This window comes from Streptosporangium sp. DT93, from assembly GCF_049844535.1.
In the GTDB taxonomy this organism is placed as follows: domain Bacteria; phylum Actinomycetota; class Actinomycetes; order Streptosporangiales; family Streptosporangiaceae; genus Streptosporangium.
On record NZ_JBNCLF010000002.1, the window covers coordinates 289,762 to 307,043 of the forward strand.

At 73.4% G+C, this 17,282-nt stretch carries 16 protein-coding genes; 10 read left to right on the forward strand and 6 right to left on the reverse strand.

Features of this window, described 5'->3' with window-relative positions; all coding sequences use genetic code 11:
- Positions 1–2: 2 nt before the first annotated feature.
- Both ACLQ2R_RS06510 and ACLQ2R_RS06515 read right to left on the reverse strand, forming a co-directional pair.
- Positions 3–941, reverse strand: a complete 939-nt coding sequence (locus tag ACLQ2R_RS06510; RefSeq protein WP_425958407.1) for a pseudouridine-5'-phosphate glycosidase — start codon at positions 939–941, stop codon at positions 3–5.
- Between the two features lie 326 nt (positions 942–1,267).
- On the reverse strand, positions 1,268–2,263 hold the full coding sequence (locus ACLQ2R_RS06515; RefSeq protein WP_425958408.1) for a YeiH family protein: 996 nt from the start codon (positions 2,261–2,263) through the stop codon (positions 1,268–1,270).
- Between the two features lie 582 nt (positions 2,264–2,845).
- Here ACLQ2R_RS06515 and ACLQ2R_RS06520 point away from each other — a divergent pair.
- Both ACLQ2R_RS06520 and ACLQ2R_RS06525 read left to right on the forward strand, forming a co-directional pair.
- Entirely contained in the window at positions 2,846–3,748 is a 903-nt protein-coding gene (locus ACLQ2R_RS06520) for a LysR family transcriptional regulator (protein ID WP_425958409.1), read from the forward strand.
- Between the two features lie 252 nt (positions 3,749–4,000).
- Positions 4,001–5,518: a phytoene desaturase family protein gene (locus ACLQ2R_RS06525; RefSeq protein WP_425958410.1), complete on the forward strand. Its 1,518-nt coding sequence runs from the start codon at positions 4,001–4,003 to the stop codon at positions 5,516–5,518.
- A gap of 256 nt (positions 5,519–5,774) precedes the next feature.
- On the opposite strand, the gene ACLQ2R_RS06530 is transcribed toward ACLQ2R_RS06525, so the two are convergent.
- Positions 5,775–6,713, reverse strand: coding sequence for a hydroxymethylglutaryl-CoA lyase (locus tag ACLQ2R_RS06530; protein WP_425958411.1), 939 nt, complete (start codon positions 6,711–6,713; stop codon positions 5,775–5,777).
- Positions 6,714–6,788: 75 nt separating this feature from the next.
- On the opposite strand from ACLQ2R_RS06530, the gene ACLQ2R_RS06535 reads away from it, so the two are divergent.
- From ACLQ2R_RS06535 to ACLQ2R_RS06565, 7 genes are all read left to right on the forward strand, one after another.
- Positions 6,789–7,421 (forward strand): GntR family transcriptional regulator, encoded by a 633-nt coding sequence (locus ACLQ2R_RS06535; RefSeq protein ID WP_386238063.1) that lies wholly within the window; start codon positions 6,789–6,791, stop codon positions 7,419–7,421.
- Positions 7,418–8,614, forward strand: a complete 1,197-nt coding sequence (locus ACLQ2R_RS06540) for a CaiB/BaiF CoA transferase family protein (RefSeq protein ID WP_425958412.1) — start codon at positions 7,418–7,420, stop codon at positions 8,612–8,614. The genes ACLQ2R_RS06535 and ACLQ2R_RS06540 overlap by 4 nt, the downstream gene beginning before the upstream one ends.
- Before the next feature lie 13 nt (positions 8,615–8,627).
- Positions 8,628–10,667: a hydantoinase/oxoprolinase family protein gene (locus tag ACLQ2R_RS06545; protein ID WP_425958413.1), complete on the forward strand. Its 2,040-nt coding sequence runs from the start codon at positions 8,628–8,630 to the stop codon at positions 10,665–10,667.
- The gene (locus tag ACLQ2R_RS06550; RefSeq protein ID WP_425958414.1) at positions 10,664–12,526 is read left to right on the forward strand and encodes a hydantoinase B/oxoprolinase family protein; all 1,863 of its coding nucleotides are present in this window, start codon (positions 10,664–10,666) and stop codon (positions 12,524–12,526) included. The genes ACLQ2R_RS06545 and ACLQ2R_RS06550 overlap by 4 nt, the downstream gene beginning before the upstream one ends.
- 56 nt (positions 12,527–12,582) lie before the next feature.
- Positions 12,583–13,266 carry an isochorismatase family protein gene (locus tag ACLQ2R_RS06555; protein WP_425958415.1) on the forward strand — a complete coding sequence of 228 codons (684 nt, stop codon included), beginning with the start codon at positions 12,583–12,585 and terminating at the stop codon, positions 13,264–13,266.
- Positions 13,267–13,478: 212 nt separating this feature from the next.
- Positions 13,479–13,865 (forward strand): hypothetical protein, encoded by a 387-nt coding sequence (locus tag ACLQ2R_RS06560; RefSeq protein ID WP_425958416.1) that lies wholly within the window; start codon positions 13,479–13,481, stop codon positions 13,863–13,865.
- A gap of 94 nt (positions 13,866–13,959) precedes the next feature.
- Positions 13,960–14,613, forward strand: coding sequence for a TetR/AcrR family transcriptional regulator (locus ACLQ2R_RS06565; protein ID WP_425958417.1), 654 nt, complete (start codon positions 13,960–13,962; stop codon positions 14,611–14,613).
- Between the two features lie 75 nt (positions 14,614–14,688).
- On the opposite strand, the gene ACLQ2R_RS06570 is transcribed toward ACLQ2R_RS06565, so the two are convergent.
- Positions 14,689–15,342, reverse strand: coding sequence for a TetR/AcrR family transcriptional regulator (locus tag ACLQ2R_RS06570; RefSeq protein WP_425958418.1), 654 nt, complete (start codon positions 15,340–15,342; stop codon positions 14,689–14,691).
- 37 nt (positions 15,343–15,379) lie between these two features.
- Between ACLQ2R_RS06570 and ACLQ2R_RS06575 the strand changes: the two genes are divergently transcribed.
- The gene (locus ACLQ2R_RS06575; RefSeq protein ID WP_425958419.1) at positions 15,380–15,706 is read left to right on the forward strand and encodes a rhodanese-like domain-containing protein; all 327 of its coding nucleotides are present in this window, start codon (positions 15,380–15,382) and stop codon (positions 15,704–15,706) included.
- Positions 15,707–15,757: 51 nt separating this feature from the next.
- Here the strand turns inward: ACLQ2R_RS06575 and ACLQ2R_RS06580 are convergent, their stop codons facing one another.
- Both ACLQ2R_RS06580 and ACLQ2R_RS06585 read right to left on the reverse strand, forming a co-directional pair.
- Positions 15,758–16,027 carry a hypothetical protein gene (locus ACLQ2R_RS06580; RefSeq protein ID WP_386238047.1) on the reverse strand — a complete coding sequence of 90 codons (270 nt, stop codon included), beginning with the start codon at positions 16,025–16,027 and terminating at the stop codon, positions 15,758–15,760.
- A 183-nt stretch (positions 16,028–16,210) separates the two neighbouring features.
- On the reverse strand, positions 16,211–17,236 hold the full coding sequence (locus tag ACLQ2R_RS06585) for a phosphotransferase family protein (RefSeq protein ID WP_425958420.1): 1,026 nt from the start codon (positions 17,234–17,236) through the stop codon (positions 16,211–16,213).
- Between the last annotated feature and the right edge of the window lie 46 nt (positions 17,237–17,282).

Genomic DNA, 17,282 nt, shown 5'->3' on the forward strand with positions numbered 1-17,282 from the left:
CCTCAGTCTCCCCGGCTCCAGCAGGTCGCGATCCGCCCGGCGAGCCGGACGTTGCCCCGTACGGCGGCCAGGTTCGCCTCCAGCGAGGCGCCGTCGGTGCCGCGTACCAGGTAGCCCAGCAGGAACGGGGTGATGGCCTGGCCGGTGATCCCCTCCTCCCGCGCCGAGGCGAGGGCCTCGGCCAGGACCCGGTCGTGCAGGGCGGGGTCGAGCTGCTCGTCCCGCGGCACCGGGTTGGCGACGATCAGCGCGGTCCGCGGCCCGCCGAGCTCGTCCTGGGCCCGCATGATGCCGGCGGCCTCGTCCGGGGTCTCGATCCGCCAGTCGATCGGCTCGCCCGAGGAGTGCAGGTAGAAGCCGGGGAACTCGCCGGTCCGGTAGCCCGCGATCGTGACGCCGCGCGTCTCCAGCCGCTGGAGGGTGGCCGGGACGTCCAGGATCGACTTCACGCCCGCGCAGACCACGGTGATGCGGGTACGGCTCAGCATGTCGAGGTCGGCGGACTCGTCCTGGTCCTCGGTCCAGCCGCGGTGCACGCCGCCCAGCCCGCCGGTGGCGAAGATCCGGATGCCCGCCCTGGCGGCCAGGAACGAGGTGGCCGAGACGGTGGTCGCCCCGCTCGCCCCGAGCGCGGCGGCGGCGGGCAGGTCGCGGAAGCCCAGCTTGTGCAGGCCCGGCTCACCGGCGACGCGCTCCAGCCGGTCCTTGTCGAGGCCGATGTGCGCCACCCCGTCCAGCACCGCGATCGTCGCCGGTACCGCCCCGGTGTCGCGGACGATCCGCTCCAGCTCGACCGCGACCTCCAGGTTGCGGGGCCGCGGCAGGCCGTGCGAGATGATCGTCGACTCCAGCGCCACGATCGGGGCACCCCGGTCCAGCGCCTCGGCCACCTCCTCGGAGGGACGCAGCAGGTCGGTGAGGGCCGGTCGGGTGGTACCCATGAGGCGGTTCTGTCTTCCTGTCCGCGGTAATGACCATTGTTCGCTTCTGGAACGGGGTAAACGACACCGTCTTCCCAGAAAGAGCAGGTTACGGCGGTTACGGGGAGACGTCCACTCGACGATCAGCCGGCGATCAGTCGGCGATCAGTCGGCGATCACGGTGTCCGGCCGGGGCGATCCCGCCGGTGGGGAGCGTGCGAGAAGCGCGGGACGCCGCCCGGGCAGCGCTCGGGCAGCGCTCGGGCACTGCCCGGCGGCCACGGCGTCCGGCCGGCCGGATCCCGCCGGGCGGCGCCCCGTGGGGGCCGTGGGGCGCCGCCCGGGGATCAGCTGATGATCATGACTCCGGCCAGGGAGATCCCGCCGATGAGGGCCGTGGCGATGCCGCCCAGGAGCAGCGATCGCCCGCCCCGCGCGAGGCGGCGCAGATCGACGCCGGTGCCCAGGGCGAACAGGGCCGCCGCCAGCAGCACCGAGGTCAGGCCGGGGACCGCGCCGGTGATCCCGGCGGGTACGACGCCCAGGCTCCGGATCGCCACCGCCGCGACGAATCCGGCGACGAACAGCGGCACCACGGGCGGGCGCCGCCCGGACTCGCCGGCCGGACGGCCCGCGGCGCCGTGGCGCAGGGCGGCGGAGGTGAGCCCGACCATCGGGGCCAGCAGCAGGACCCGGGCCAGCTTGACGGCCACCGCGCTCGCCAGCACCCCGGCACCGGCCGCCGCGCCGATGGCCGCGACCTGGGCGACCTCGTGGACCGACGCGCCGGCCCACAGGCCGAGCTGGTGGGGGGTCAGCCCCAGCGCGCCGGCGAGCAGGGGCAGCACGACGATCGAGGCGCTGCCGTACAGCACGACCACGCTGACCGCGGCGGCCGCGTCGTCGTCGTCGCTCCCGGCGACCTCGTGCATGGCCGCCACGGCCGCCGCCCCGCAGACGGACACGCCGGTCGCGATCAGCAGGGACCTGCGCGGGGTCACCCCGAGGCGGACGCCGATCCAGCGCGTCGCGCCGAACGTGACGCCGGTCGCGACCGCGACCACCGCCAGCGCGCCCCCGCCCAGCGCCAGCAGTTCCGGAAGCGCGATCTGCAGGCCGAGCAGCACGATCGCCACACGAAGCACCCGCCGGGAGGCGAACCTGAGGCCCGGTGCCAGGCGGGGGCGCAGGCCGCCGAGGTTGGTGAGCGCCACCCCCAGTCCCACCGCGAGCACGGCCGCGCTCACCCCGGTGACGACCCGGCTCGCCGCCGTGGCCAGCACCGTCGCCGCGATCACGACGGCGAGCCCGGGCACCAGCGGCCACAGGTGCGCCGTCCACACCCTTGCCGTCCAGGGGCCCGCAGCCCGTGCTCCAGCAACTCGTGGCTCTGACGTCCCCGTTCCCGCCGCCGGTGATCCCGTCGCCGACGATCTCGCGGCGCCGGGACGGTCAGCCGGTGACGTCGACGGCCGGAGAGGGGCCGCCGTCCGTGATTCCGGGGGCCGCGGGGGTGCGGTCCGTGACTCCGGCGGCCGGAGGGGTGTCCTCTGCGGCCCCGATGGCCGGAGCGGTTCCGTCCGTGATGCCGGCGGACGCGAGGGCGTCGTCCGTGAATCCGCCGCCCGCGGCTCCGCCGTTCCTGATCGGGTCGTTCGTGGCTCCGTCACCCGCGACTCCATTGTCCGTGGCTCCGTTGTCCGAGGTTGCGTTGTCCGAGGTTGCGTCGTTCGTGGTCGTGCCGTCAGCGGCCGTACCGCCGGTGGTCGTGCCGTCCCTGGCCGTGTCGTCGGTGGTCGTGCCGTTCCTGGCCGGGCCGTCCTGGACGTCGTCGTCCCCGGGAGGAGGCGGCCATGGTCCGAGTCTCGGCCGGACACGGCACGGCCGGTAGCCGCCGCCTCGGTGGGAGGTCATAGCCTGGAGCTATGAGCGAGCTGCCCGACCTCGAATCCCTGCGACTGCTCGTCGACGTGGACCGGCTGGGCAGTCTCGGCCAGGCCGCCCGTGCCGCCGGCATCGCGCAGCCGTCGGTGAGCAAGCGGATCTCACAGCTGGAACGCCGCCTCGGGCTGCCGCTGCTGGAACGCACCCCCCGCGGCTCCACCCTCACCCCGCAGGGCGCGATGGTCTCCGCCTGGGCCGCGCAGGTGCTGGCGGCGGCCGAGGAACTCATGCGCGGGGCGGAGGCCGTACGGCACGGCCGGGCCGCGCACCTGCACATCGCCGCCAGCATGACGGTGGCCGAGTACCTGCTGCCGCGCTGGCTGGGAGAGCTCCAGGACCGCGAGCCCCAGGTTCAGGTCGGCCTGGACGTGCAGAACTCCGCCGAGGTGGCGAGGCTGATCGGCGGGGAGATCGAGCTCGGGTTCGTGGAGGGGCCCTCGGTGCCGCAGGGGCTGGTGTCGCGGGTGGTGGCCACCGACCGGCTCGTGGTGGTGGTCGCGCCCGGCCACCCGTGGGCGCGGCGGCGCACACCGCTGCTCGCCGCCGAGCTGGCCGCCACCCCGCTGGTCGTCCGCGAGCGCGGCTCGGGCACCCGCGAGACCCTGGACCGCGCGCTGACCGGCCACGCCGTCGCCGCCCCCAGGCTGGAGCTCGGCTCCAACGCGGCGGTCAAGGGAGCCGCCCGCGAGGGAGCCGCCCCCGCGGTGCTCAGCGGGTACGCCGTGGAGGCCGAGCTGGCGGGAGGCCGCCTGATCGCGGTACCCACCAGGGACATCGACCTCACCAGGCGGTTGCGCGCGATCTGGCGGCGGGGCCGCGCCCCCAGCGGCCCCGCCGCCACCCTGCTGAGGATCACCCTCTCCGCGGGCCGGGAACGGCAGTGAGGCTCTCCAGGGAGCGGTGGTGAGGGCGCGAGGTGCCCGGGGTTCTTGGAAGTCGTCGAGGTGGAGTGACGGCGAGGTGGACAGGGGGAGCCGCGAGGGGTTGCCGGGATGTTCTGGAACGTCCGAGAACGTCCAGATAAGGTGAGTGGCGTGGGGTGATCACGACCCGGCCGTGCCCCGCCCCGGGCCGCCCGCCGGGGCGGATCCCCGGGTGGCCGGAACATCCGCCCTCTCGTCCCACCGGGAAGCCCCGTGCTCCGCTCGCGCTACGACGCCGTGATCGTCGGAGGCGGCCACAACGGCCTGGTCGCCGCCGCCTACCTCGCCCGCGCCGGACGGCGCGTCCTCGTCCTGGAACGCCTCGACCACGTCGGCGGCCTCGCCGTCTCGGCGCGGGCGTTCCCGGGGGTGGACGCCCGGCTCTCGCGCTACTCCTACCTGGTCAGCCTGCTGCCGTCCCGGATCGTGACCGAGCTGGGGCTGAGGATCACGCTGCGCCGCCGCCGGTACGCCTCGTACACGCCCGTGGGGGAGAGCGGCCTGCTGGTCGACAACGGCGACGCCGCGCGGACGGCGGCCTCCTTCACCCGGGTGACGGGCGGCACCGGAGAGCTGGACGCCTGGCGGCGCTTCTACGCGATGACCGCCGCCGTGGCCGAGCGGGTCGCGCCGACGCTGCTGGAACCGCTGACGGACCGGGCGGCGATGCGGCGCCTGGTCGGGGACGAGGCGTGGCGGGAGCTGTTCGAGCGGCCGATCGGCGAGGTGGTGGACGAGCGGTTCGCCGACGACACCGTGCGCGGCGTCGTCCTCACCGACGCCCTCATCGGCACCTTCGCCGACCCGCACGACGCTGGCCTGCTGGCCAACCGCTGCCTGCTCTACCACGTGATCGGCGACGGCACCGGGGACTGGAACGTCCCGGTGGGCGGCATGGGGGCGGTCTCCGGCGCGCTCGCCGACGCCGCCCTCGCGGCCGGGGCGGAGATCCTGACCGGCGCCGAGGTGTTCGGGATCGACCCCCGCGGCGAGGTCGCCTTCCGCGACGCGTCCGGGGAGCACACGGTCTCGGGGGAGCGGATCCTGGCGGGCGTGCCGCCCGTCGTGCTCGACCGGCTCCTGGGCGGCGGCGCCGAACCCCTGCCCGAGGGGTCCCAGCTCAAGGTCAACATGGTGCTCTCGCGGCTGCCCCGGCTGCGGGACCCGCACGTGGACCCCGCGGCCGCGTTCGGCGGCACCTTCCACATCAACGAGGGGCGCCGGGATCTGGCCCGCGCCTACGAGGAGGCGTCGGCCGGGCGGATCCCGTCGCTGCCCCCGGCCGAGGTCTACTGCCACTCGCTGACCGATCCCTCCATCCTGGGACCGGGGCTGCGCGAGGCCGGGGCCCACACGATGACGCTGTTCGGCCTGTACATGCCGGCCGGGCTGTTCCGCGAGGACCCGGAGGGGGCGCGCGAGGCCGCGCTGCGCGCCACGCTCGCCTCGATGGACCGGGTGCTGGCCGAGCCCGTCGAGGACTGCCTGTTGCGCGCCCCGGACGGCACCGCCTGCCTGGAGGTCAGGACGCCGGTGGACCTGGAGACCGAGACGGGCCTGCCCGGCGGTCACATCTTCCACCGCGACCTTTCCTGGCCGTACGGAGAGAGCGGGAGCTGGGGGGTGGAGACCGGCTTCGAGCGCGTCCTGCTCTGCGGCGCCGGGGCCCGGCGCGGCGGCGGCGTCAGCGGCATCCCCGGCCACAACGCCGCCATGGCCGCGCTCGGCTGATCCCCACGTTCCCGATCGCGGTCGCTCGCCCGCGTCCCGGCCGCGGGCCTTCACGGGCTCCTCATCATGGCCGTCTACCGTGGCCCCATGGCTGACGGTGAGGCGGCGCGGGTGCTGGTCGTGGACGACGAGCCCGCGCTGCGCAGCGAGAACGCCGGGCGCCCGCGGGGAGATCCACCCGGCGGGCTCAGGCCCCCGTCCGGAGGTCCGTGCGGGATCGCCCGATCTCCGGGCCGGGGAGCCGGACCGGGGCGGCTCAGCCGGAGAAGCCGGTCGCGTCGGACGTATCGGTGGCGTCGGGCGTTCCTGGCGCGGGCCAGATGCCGGCGCGGCCGAGCTGCGCCGGAAGGGGCGCGTCCAGCTCGGGTTCGATCAGGGCCGCGGCCCCCAGCAGCGCCGGCAGGTCCAGGCCGGTGCGTACCCCGGAGCGGTGCAGCAGGTAGACCAGGTCCTCGGTGGCGATGTTGCCGGTCGCGGCGGGTGCGAAGGGGCAGCCGCCGATGCCGCCGGCACTGGCGTCCAGGGACGTCGCCCCGGCGTGCAGGGCGGCCTCGGCGTTGGCGTACCCGGTGTTGCGGGTGTTGTGGAAGTGGAAGCGCAGCGGCAGGTCCGTGACCTCGCGCACCGCCGAGGTCAGCAGGCGCACCTCGGCGGGCACGCCCACGCCGATGGTGTCGGCGAGCGCGATCTCGTCGGCCCCGGCCCCGGCGCAGCGCCGCACGATCTCGGCCACCCGCGCGGGGGAGACCTCGCCCTCGAACGGGCAGCCGAAGCTCGCGCCGACGGTGACGGTGACGCCCAGCCCGGCCTCGCGGGCCCGCCCGGCGATCACGGCGAAGGCGTCCACGGCCTGCCGTACGGACATGTTCTGGTTGCGCTCGGAGAAGGTCTCGGTGGCGACCACGACGACGTTGACCTCGTCCACCCCGGCGGCCAGCGCGCGGTCCAGGCCGCGCTCGTTGAGCACCAGCCCGGCGTAGCGGACCCCGGCGACGCGGGGCACCCGGGCCATCACCGCCTCGGCGTCGGCCATCTGCGGCACCCGCCCGGGGTGGGCGAAGCTCACCGCCTCGACGCGGCGCGACCCGGCCGCGACCAGCGCCTCGATGTAGGCCACCTTGGCGTCGGTGGACACGATCATCGGCTCGTTCTGCAGGCCGTCCCTCGGGCCGACCTCAACGACGTCTATTTCCATGAATTGTATGCAACCTCTTGTTATTGACCAGGCATATCCCCATCATGGTGGCAGATAGACCGGAGGAATGTATACATGTCAGTGGTCGATGACCTACGTGGGCTGATCCTCGCCGGGCAGTACGTCCCGGGCGACCGACTGGGCGAGGCCGAGCTGGCCGAGACCCTCGGCGTGAGCAGGACGCCGGTCCGCGAGGCGCTGCGCCGCCTGCAGGCCGAGGGACTCGTCGAGATCGCGGCCAACCGCGGCGCCCGCGTCGTGGAGTACCCGCGCGAGGACCTGGAGACGATCTTCGAGCTGCGGGCGCGGATCGAGGGCCTGGCCGCGCGCCAGGCCGCCGCCGTCGCCACCGCCGACGACTGCGACCGCCTGCACCGGGTCGCGCTCGACCTGCGCGACCACGCCGACCGGGGCGACGTCGAGGCGGTCTACCGCCTCAACGCCGACTTCCACGGCGACCTGGTACGCCTCGGCGGCAGCGCCGTCCTCGCCCAGTCGATCAGCTCCCTGGTCCACTCGCCCGTCCTGCTGCGCACCTACGGAGCCTTCGACGAGGAGGCGATGCGGCGCAGCGTCAACCACCACATCGAGATCGCCGCGGCCGTGCGGGCCGGAGACCCCGAATGGGCCGAGGCCGTCATGCGCGCCCACCTGTTCTCCGCCCGCGCGTCCCTGCTCGGTCCCCGTCACCAGGAGAATCCCAGATGAGAGGCCTTCCGCTCGGAGACGTCCGGGTCGTCGAACTCGGGCAGCTGCTCGCAGGACCGTTCTGCGGGCAACTCCTCGGCGACTTCGGCGCGGAGATCATCAAGGTGGAGGACCCCGGCCGGGGCGACCCCATGCGCCAGTGGGGCAGGGAGAAGCCGCACGGCACGTCCCTGTGGTGGCCGGTGGTGGCCCGCAACAAGAAGTCGGTCACCTGCGACCTGCGCACCGCCGAGGGCCAGGACCTGGTCCGCAGGCTGGTCGAGCGGGCCGACGTACTGCTGGAGAACTTCCGGCCCGGCACGCTGGAGCGCTGGGGCATGTCCCCCGAGCGGCTGCACGAGATCAACCCCGGCCTGGTCATCACCCGGGTCACCGGGTTCGGCCAGACCGGCCCGTACGCGCCCAGGGCCGGGTACGGCTCGATCGGCGAGGCCATGGGCGGCATCCGCTACGTCACCGGCGACCCCGACCGGCCGCCGTCGCGCGCCGGGATCTCGCTGGGCGACTCGCTGGCCGCCACCCACGCCTGCATCGGCACGCTCGTCGCGCTGCACGAGCGCGAACGCAGCGGCAAGGGCCAGGTCGTCGACTCGGCGATCTACGAGGCCGTGCTCGCCATGATGGAGTCGATGCTGCCCGAGTGGCAGCAGGCCTCCTACCAGCGCGAACGCACCGGCCCGGTGCTGCCCAACGTCTCGCCCAGCAACGTCTACCCCACCGCCGACGGCGACTCGGTCCTCATCGCGGCCAACCAGGACAGCGTGTTCCGCCGCCTGGCCACGACGATGGGCGCGGACGAGCTCGCCGCCGACGAGCGCTACGCCACCCACGGCGCCCGCGGCGCCCACATGGCCGAGCTGGACGAGACGATCGCCCGCTGGACGGCCGGCTTCCCCGCCGACGAGCTGCTGGAGATCCTGCACCGCGACGGCGTCCCGGCCGGGCGGATCTACCGGGCCGCCGACATGTTCGACGACCCGCACTTCGCCGCCCGCGAGGCGATCGTGCGCGTCCCCCACCCCGAGTTCGGCGAGCTGGCCATGCAGAACGTGGTCCCCAAGCTCTCCGACACGCCGGGGAGCGTACGCAGCGCCGGGCCCGAGCTCGGCGCGCACAACGACGAGGTCTACGGCGGCCTGCTCGGCCTGACCGGCGAAGAGATCGCGCGGCTCGCCGCGACAGGAATCATCTGACAAGGAGCACGGCATGCACTACCGGCTCGGGGTGGACGTCGGAGGGACGTTCACCGACATCCTCCTCATCGACACCGACAACGGGCGCACCTTCCGCGCCAAGACCCCCTCGACCCCCCACGACCAGTCGGAGGGGGTGCTGGCGGGCATCGAGAAGGTCTGCGCCGAGGCCGGCATCCCCCTGTCCGAGATCGGCCAGGTCCTGCACGGGACCACGGTCGCGACCAACGCCATCCTGGAGGGCAAGGGCGCCCGGGTGGGCCTGGTGACCACCGCAGGGTTCCGGCAGGTGCTGCAGATCGCCCGCTCGTTCGTGCCCGGCGGCCTGGCCGGCTGGATCATCTGGCCCAAGCCCGAGCCGCTGGCCGCGCTGGAGGACACGATCGAGGCCGTCGAACGCGTCGCCTCGGACGGCTCCGTCGTCATCCCCCTGGACGAGGACGCGCTGCGCGCCTCCCTGGGACGGCTGCGCGGCGTCGAGGCCCTCGCGGTCTCCCTGATCAACTCCTACGCCTTCGACGGCCACGAGCGGCGGATCGCCGAGATCGCCGCCGAGGAGCTGCCGGGCGTGCCGGTCTCGATCTCCTCGGCCGTCCTGCCCGAGCTGCGCGAGTACGAGCGGACCATCACCACGGTCGCCAACGGCTACGTCCAGCCGCAGGTCGCCCGGTACATGGACAACCTCGCCTCGAAGATCGCCGCAGGCGGGGTGGAGGGCACGCTGAACATCCTGCGCAGTGACGGCGGCCTGGCCTCCGCCCCGGCCGCGGCGGCCAGCCCGGTCAACCTGCTGCTGTCGGGCCCGGCCGGCGGCGTCGCCGGCGCGGTCTGGGTGGCCGAGCAGGCCGGTTTCCCCGACTTCCTCACCTTCGACATGGGCGGCACCTCCACCGACGTCGCCCTGGTCGAGAACCTGCGCCCGCGTATCGGCCGCGAGACCAAGGTCGGCGACCTCACCGTCCGCTCGGCCTCGGTGGACGTGCGGACCGTCGGCGCCGGCGGCGGCTCCATCGCGCACGTCCCCGAGCTGACCCGGGCGCTGCGCGTCGGCCCGCAGTCCGCCGGAGCCGACCCGGGCCCGGCCGCGTACGGCAGGGGAGGCGAGGAGCCGACCGTCACCGACGCCAACGTGGTGCTCGGCTACCTGCCGACCCGCCTGGCCGGAGGCGAGATCGTCCTGGACCGGGAACGTTCCCACGCCGCGGTCGCGCGGGTCGCCGAGGCCATGGGCCTGCCGTCGGCCGAGGCCGCGGCCCAGGGCATCGTCGACATCGTCAACGAGAACATGTTCGGCGCGTTGCGCCTGGTCTCGGTCCAGCAGGGCTTCGACCCGCGCGACTTCGCCATGGTCGCCTTCGGCGGGGCAGGGCCGCTGCACGCCAACGCGCTGGGCCGCCTCACCGGCTCCTGGCCGGTCGTCATCCCGCCCTCGCCGGGCGTGCTGTGCGCGTACGGCGACGCCACCACCTCGCTGCGCGACGAGGCCTCCCGCACCTACATCCGGCGCTTCTCCCGGCTCACCGACACCGAGCTGGGCGAGCTGCTGGCCGAGCTGGCCGAGACCGCCGCGCGGACGCTGGAGGCCGAGGGCGTCGGCCGCGCCGACCAGAGCGCCACCTACCACGTCGACGTCCGCTATCACGGGCAGGGATTCGAGATCCCGATCCCGGTGGAGGCCGACACCGGTCTTGAGGCCCTGGGCAAGGCGTTCGACACCGAGCACGAGCGGCTCTTCTCCTTCCTGCTGGGCAACGAGCACGAGCTGGTCAGCGCCCGCGCCGCGGTCAGCGGCCCGCGCCCCAACGTCCGCGCGGTCGCGCTGGCCGCCGGTGGCGAGGACGCCTCCGCGGCCGTCGTCTCCACCCATCCCATCTGGGTCGAGGGCGGCTGGAGCGACGCCTCCGTCTACGACCGCTCCGCACTGCTGGCCGGGAACGTGGTCCGCGGCCCGGCGATCGTCGTCGAAATGGACTCCACCACCCTCGTGCTGCCGGGCCACGCCGCCACGGTCCACGAGAGCGGCAGCCTGCTCATCCGCCCCCAGGAGGCATGATGGCCCAGATCATCGAGACCGCCGGCGCGCCGCTCACGGCGGTGGACGTCGACCCGGTCACCCTCGACATCATCGAGAACGCGCTGCGCAACGCGCGCCACGAGATGGACGAGGTGCTCTTCCGCACCGCGCTCTCCCCGGGCATCCGCGAGCAGCACGACGAGTTCCCGCTGATCGGCGACCCCCAGGGCCGCATGGTCGTCGGCCAGTTCGGGCTGTCGATCCCCTCGCTGCTCGACGGGTTCGACGGGACCATCGAGGAGGGCGACGTACTGCTCACCTCCGACCCCTACTCGTGCGACGGCGCGATCAGCCACGCCAACGACTGGCTGATCGTCATGCCGATCTACGTGGACGGCCGGGTCGTCGGTTGGGCGTCGATGTTCGGCCACATGTCGGACGTCGGCGGCAAGACCGCCTGCTCCATGCCGACCGACGCGCGCACCATCTTCGAGGAGGGCGTGGTCATCCCGCCCTTCAAGCTCTACTCGCGGGGCGTGCTCAACGAGGACGCGCTGCGCATCATCCTCAACCAGGTGCGCCAGCCCGACTGGAACCGCGCCGACCTCAACGGCCTCATCGCGGCCTGCCGCACCGCCTCCCGGCGGATCCAGGAGCTGTGCGCGCGCTTCGGGACCGAGACCTACACCTCGGCGCTGGAGGCGCTGCTGCGGCGCAACCACGACGCGATGAAGATCCTGCTGGCCACGCTCTTCGAGGACGGGGAGACCCTCACCTTCTCCGACTACATCTGCGACGACGGGGTGGGCTTCGGCCCGTACAAGCTGACGCTGTCGCTGACGCGGACCGGGGAGAAGGTGCTGCTGGACTTCTCCGGCAGCGACCCGCAGGCCCAGGGGCCGATCAACTACTTCATCAACGAGAACCTCGCCCGGATGTTCTTCGGCATCTACCTGATCACCGTGGCCGACCCGCAGATCCTGTGGAACGACGGCTTCTACCCGCTGGTGGACGTGCACATCCCGGAGAAGAGCTTCTGGAAGCCGGAGTACCCGGCCGCGCTCAACGCCCGCAACCACGGCATCGGCCGCATCTTCGACCTGTTCGGCGGGCTGCTCGGGCAGCGGACGCCGGAGCTGCTGAACGCCGCGGGCTTCTCCTCCTCGCCGCACTTCATGTACTCCGGGAACAAGACCGGCACGGGGGAGTGGTTTCAGCTCTACTCCATCGGCTTCGGCGGCATCCCGGGACGCCCGATCGGCGACGGGCCCGACGGGCACTCGCTGTGGCCGTCGTTCACGAACATCCCGTGCGAGTTCCTGGAGTCGTACTACCCGCTGCGGATCGAGCGCTGGGAGACCGTCGCCGACACCGGCGGCGCCGGCCTGCACCGCGGCGGCAACGGCGTGGACGTCGCCTACCGGTTCCTGGAGCCGGGCACGATCGCCATCCACGACGACCGCTGGCTCACCTACCCCTGGGGCGTCAACGGCGGCACCCCCGGCGCCCGGGGACGCAAGTGGATCGAACGGGCCGACGGGAGCGTGCAGACGCTGCCCAGCAAGGTGCACGACGTCCCGGTCTCCCCGGGCGACCTGCTGCACTTCGTCACCTGGGGCGGCGGCGGGTGGGGCGACCCGCTCGAGCGCGACCCCGCGCTGGTCGCGCTGGAGGTACGGCGCGGGCTGGTCAGCGCCGACGGCGCCCGCCGCTACGGCGTGGCCTGCGACGCCGAGGGCGTGGTGGACGAGGGGGCGACGGCCGAGTTGCGCGCCTCGCTGCGCGAGACCAGGCCCGAGCCCGCGGTGTTCGACATGGGCCCGCCGCTGGAGGAGATCCTGGCCCGCTGCGAGGAGGAGACCGGCCTGCCCGCCCCCCGGCCGCCGGTACGGGTGTGAGCACGGGGTCCGGGACGGGTCCGGAGTCCGGGCCCGTCCCGGGCTCGGGCTCGGGCTTGGGATCCTGGACGGAGTCCGGCTCGGGCTCGGGCTCCGGTTCGGGCTCTGGTTCGGGGTTCAGGGCGGGATCCGGGTCCGGTGAGGCGTTCGGGGGGACCCTGCCCTTCGGGGAGCGTCCGGCGCTGATCCTCATCGACCTGATGCGCGCCTACTTCGAGCCGGGTGCCGAGCTGTTCCTCGGGTCGCGCGGCTGCCTGGAGTCGGCCGCCCGGCTGCTGGCCACGGCCCGCGAGGCGGGCGTCCCGGTCGTGCACACCCGCGTCTCCTACGGGCCGGGCGGCACGGACGGCGGCCTGTTCTTCCGCAAGGTCGCCCCGCTGCGGCACCTGGTCGGCGACGGCCCGCTCGGCGCGCTCATGCCCGAGGTGGCCCCCGCCCCGGGCGAGCTCGTCGTCGTCAAGCAGTACGCCAGCGCCTTCTTCGGCACCTCCCTGGCCTCCACCCTCACCGCGCTGCGCGTCGACACCCTGGTCGTCGCGGGCGTGTCCACCAGCGGCTGCGTCCGGGCCACCGCGGTCGACGCGATCCAGCACGGCTTCCTGCCCGTCGTCGTGCGCCAGGCCGTCGGCGACCGCGCCCCGGGACCGCACGAGGCGAACCTCCACGACATCCAGGCCAAGTACGGGGAGGTCTGGGACGAGGCCGAGACCCTTGCCCGCCTGCGCGCCCCCACCGCCTGACGCGCGTCCCCGCCTCCGGACATGCCCGGACGGGTGGGCCGCGTCGTTTTCTCACCCGGTGTCAACGATCGCCTTGGTCTCGGAGTTGGTCCCGAAGTTGTGGAACACTCATACGCTCAGCCATAAGGCAGGGACGAAGCAGGAAGCCTCAGAGGTGCCGCGTGACGCGGCACGGGCTGAATCCCCGGCCTTCGGGCCGGGGAGCGCGTCAAATGGACGTGGATCTCTCCACCGACCTGGACGCCTTCCTGCCGCTTGTGGCCCCGCTGCCGATCGAGTACCTGACGCGCAACCGGGGCGGGGCGACCTGGCTGGTCGCGGTGAGCGGCGCGCAGGGTGCCTCCTCCGTCATCCTGACGACGCGGCTGCCCGTCATCACCACGGGCGGTTTCAGCGGCGGCGACCCCGCGATGACCGTGGACCGGCTCCGGGACCTGCTCTCCTCCGGCGCCCTCGGGTATGTGATGACCGGTGGCGGCCGGGGAGGTCCCGACGGGGGAGGCTCCCAGGTGACCGAGTGGGTTCGGGCCAACTGCGCCGCGATCCCGGCCGCGGAGTACGGGAGCACCACCGGCCGACCCCTGTACCGCTGCGGCTGACCGGATACGGTCACCCGTGGCGGGGTGAAACGGTTGACTGATCAGCCAATCAGTAGTAGTGGGGAGGGCGGTGCGGCTGCTGTAGTCTTGCGCCGTGCACAGCGGAGCAGGGGCGCGCGGCAGTCGCGCCGACCAGGCCGACCAGCGGCGCGCGGAGCTCCTCGAGGCGGCCAGGCGGGTCGTGCTGGAGCGCGGGCTGGCCAGCACCCGGGTCGCCGACATCGCCAGGGCGACGAACGTGAGCGGTGGGCTGATCCACTACCACTTCGCGACCAAGGACGATCTCATCACCGAGATGCTCCGCAGCACCAGCGACTCCGAGGTGCAGCGGCTGAGGGAGATCGTGGCGGAGCCCGGCACCGCCGTCCAGCGTCTCGACCGGGTCCTGCGCTTCTACATCCCGGCCTCCCGGTCCGACCAGAGCTGGATCCTCTGGCTGGACGCCTGGGCCGTCGGGGTGCGCGAGGAGCACGTCCGCAGGATCCTGCTGGAGCTGGAGGGCTCCTGGATCGAGATCCTCGGCCTGGTGATCTCCGAGGGCGTGGCCTCCGGCGAGTTCGCCTGCGACGACCCGGTGGGCTCGGCCGAGCGGATCGACGGCATGCTCGACGGCCTGGTGGTCCGCTACACCCTGCACACCGGCACCATGTCCCGCAGCCGGTTGCTCCACCACGCCCGGGTGGCCGCGGCCCGGGAGGTCGGTCTCGACCTGTCGGTCTTCGCGGTGGAACCGGCCGACGCGCCGTAGAGACCGGCCCTGCGCGCCGTACGGACCGGGCGGGCGCCGTGTCGCCGGCCCACCGTCCGGCGGCGCCTGCCTGACTCACGGTCCGGCCGTGCGTCCCCCCTCGCCGTCCGGCGGCCGTGTCACCGAACGCGCGAGGCGGAGGACGCCGGCGCGTATGCGTCTCTCGCCCAGTTCCGGCAGGAGTGCGGACACGTGCTCGGCCGACAGCGCGGCCAGCACGGCATGGGCGGTGTGCTCGGGATCGGGCGTGCCGCCGAGCAGGATCGTCACGTGGCGGTGCCAGAACCGGTAGGCGCCGATTCGGTAGCGGGCGCCGGGCGCCGCGGTCTCCGACATCCGGATCAGGTCCAGGTGCTCCAGCAGGTAGTCGACGTAGGCGTCGACGAACGCGGCGAGCCGTTCCCCCGCCGCGCCCCCGAGGCCGAGCGGCGGCGGCCCGTGCAGGATCGCCTCCTGCAACACGCGCTCCCGGGCGTCCAGCAGGGCGGCGGCCAGCCCCGACCTGTCGCCGAACCGGCGGAACAGGGTGCCCTTGCCGACGCCGGCGGCGGCGGCCACCTGGTCCATGGACACCGCCTCCACGCCCTGTTCGGCGAACAGCCGGGCCGCCGCCTCCAGTACCGCGGCGCGGTTACGGGCCGCGTCCGCCCGCTCCCGGGGAGGCGGCGTGCGCAGCAGTTCCAGCGGTGTTGCAGAAGCGGACTGCGGTCCGTTATTGTCGTGAGCCACAACCGGACTATAGTCCGATTCTTCTGGAGGTAGCGACATGACCGCACTCATCACCCGGGACGAACTGAGGACCGCGATCGACGCGGGCACCGTGACCGTCGTCGACGCGCTGGGAGGGCAGTACTACGCGCAGCGGCACCTGCCCGGCGCCGTCGCGCTGGTCAGGGCCGACGTCGACACGCTGGCCCCCGTCCTGCTCCCCGACCGTGACGCCGCGATCGTCACCTACTGCTCCAACCCGGCGTGCCCCAACAGCGGGCAGGTCGCCGACCGGCTCACCGCCCTCGGCTACACCGACGTCCGCAAGTACCGCGAGGGCATCGAGGACTGGGCCGGCGCCGGCCTGCCCACCGAATCGGCGTGATCTCCCCGGGGAGGGGAGCCGGTTCCCGGGGAAGCCGGTCGCGCGGAGCGCTCAGATCCGGGGGGTGGGCAGGGCCGCGAGGAGGAAGGCCAGGCGCGCCGCGGCGCCGTCGATGTTCTCGCTGTTGCCGAGACGGTATCCCCAGGAGGTGATGAAACCCCCGTCGGGGGAGCAGGTCACGGTCTCGGCCAGGGTGCTGCTGAAACGGTTGCGGACGTAGACGTACGCGGGGTCGCCGAAGGAGATGCGCCGGACCGACAGGTCGGCGTGCTGCCGTATCGCGACAACGAACCGCTCCAGGCAGGACAGCGTGTCCAGCATCGTGCGTCACCTCCGTCTCGACAGAGAATTGCACGATCTTGAGATGCTTATCAAGCGATCGAGGCTTTAGCGGGCGTTTGTATAAATAGATCAAACTTTGGCCTCGTCCCGGGAGACCTGCCGTCATACGCCCCGCCGAACGTGCGCGTCACCTCCGGCGGGGCGCGCGATCGCGTGAAGGTTTCACATGAACGTGCGGGCGCGGGCGAACAGGTTCAGGGTGGTCGCGTGGAGCAGGTCCCCGATCTCCTTGGGGGCCTTGCCCGCGCAGGCGCGGGCGTGCGTGCCCTCCAGGACGATGCCCAGCTTGAAACAGGCCATCACCGCGTACCAGTCGGCGGCCGACAGGTCGCGGTCGGACAGGGCGGCGTAGCAGTCGACGAGCTCCGCGGTCGGGGCCAGGCCGGTGACACCGCCGGAGATCACGCCGACCCCGTCCGGGGACGGCCAGGTCGCCAGCAGCCAGCCCAGGTCCAGCAGCGGGTCGCCGACCGTGCACATCTCCCAGTCGACGATCGCGGCCACCCGCGGGCCGTCCAGGGCGAACATGAGGTTGGCCAGGTGGTAGTCACCGTGCATGATCCCGGGAACGAACCCCGCGGGCCGGTTGCGCTCCAGCCAGGCGGCGGTCTCCTCCAGGCCGGGAATGTCCGGTCCCGGATATCCGGCCAGCGCGCCGTACCCGTCCAGCTCGCCCATCCAGCGCGGCACCTGCCGCTCCAGGAATCCCTCGGGGCGGCCGAAGCCGTCGAGCGCGCCGTGGTCGGCCCGGCCGAGCTCGGCCAGCGCCGAGGCCGCCTCCAGTCCCATCCGGTGCCGGATGGCGGGATCGTTCGCGTGCCGTTCGGGCAGCCCGACCGTGGCGTTGAACCCCTCGACCGGCTCCATCAGGTAGAAGACCGCGCCCATGACGCCCTCGTCGACGCAGGCCGCGACCAGGCGCGGCGCGGCCACCGGGGTGTCGCGCAGGACCGCGAGCACCCTCGCCTCCCGGCGGAGCACCTCGTTGCTCCTGGCACGCGGGTGCAGCGGCGGCCTGCGCAGCACGTACGACGCGCCGCCGCGCCCGAAGCGCACCATGACGTTCTGCGTCCCGCCGGTCACCGGCGCGACGTGCTCGAACGGCCCGCCGGGCAGTCCCTGCTCGTCCATCCACGCACCGAGCACGTCGAAGTCGATCGCGGTGACGTCGATGTGCGCGGCCGTCATACGCCCTCCCGTACCGAATGATGTTCTGGCAGGGGTGAATCTACGA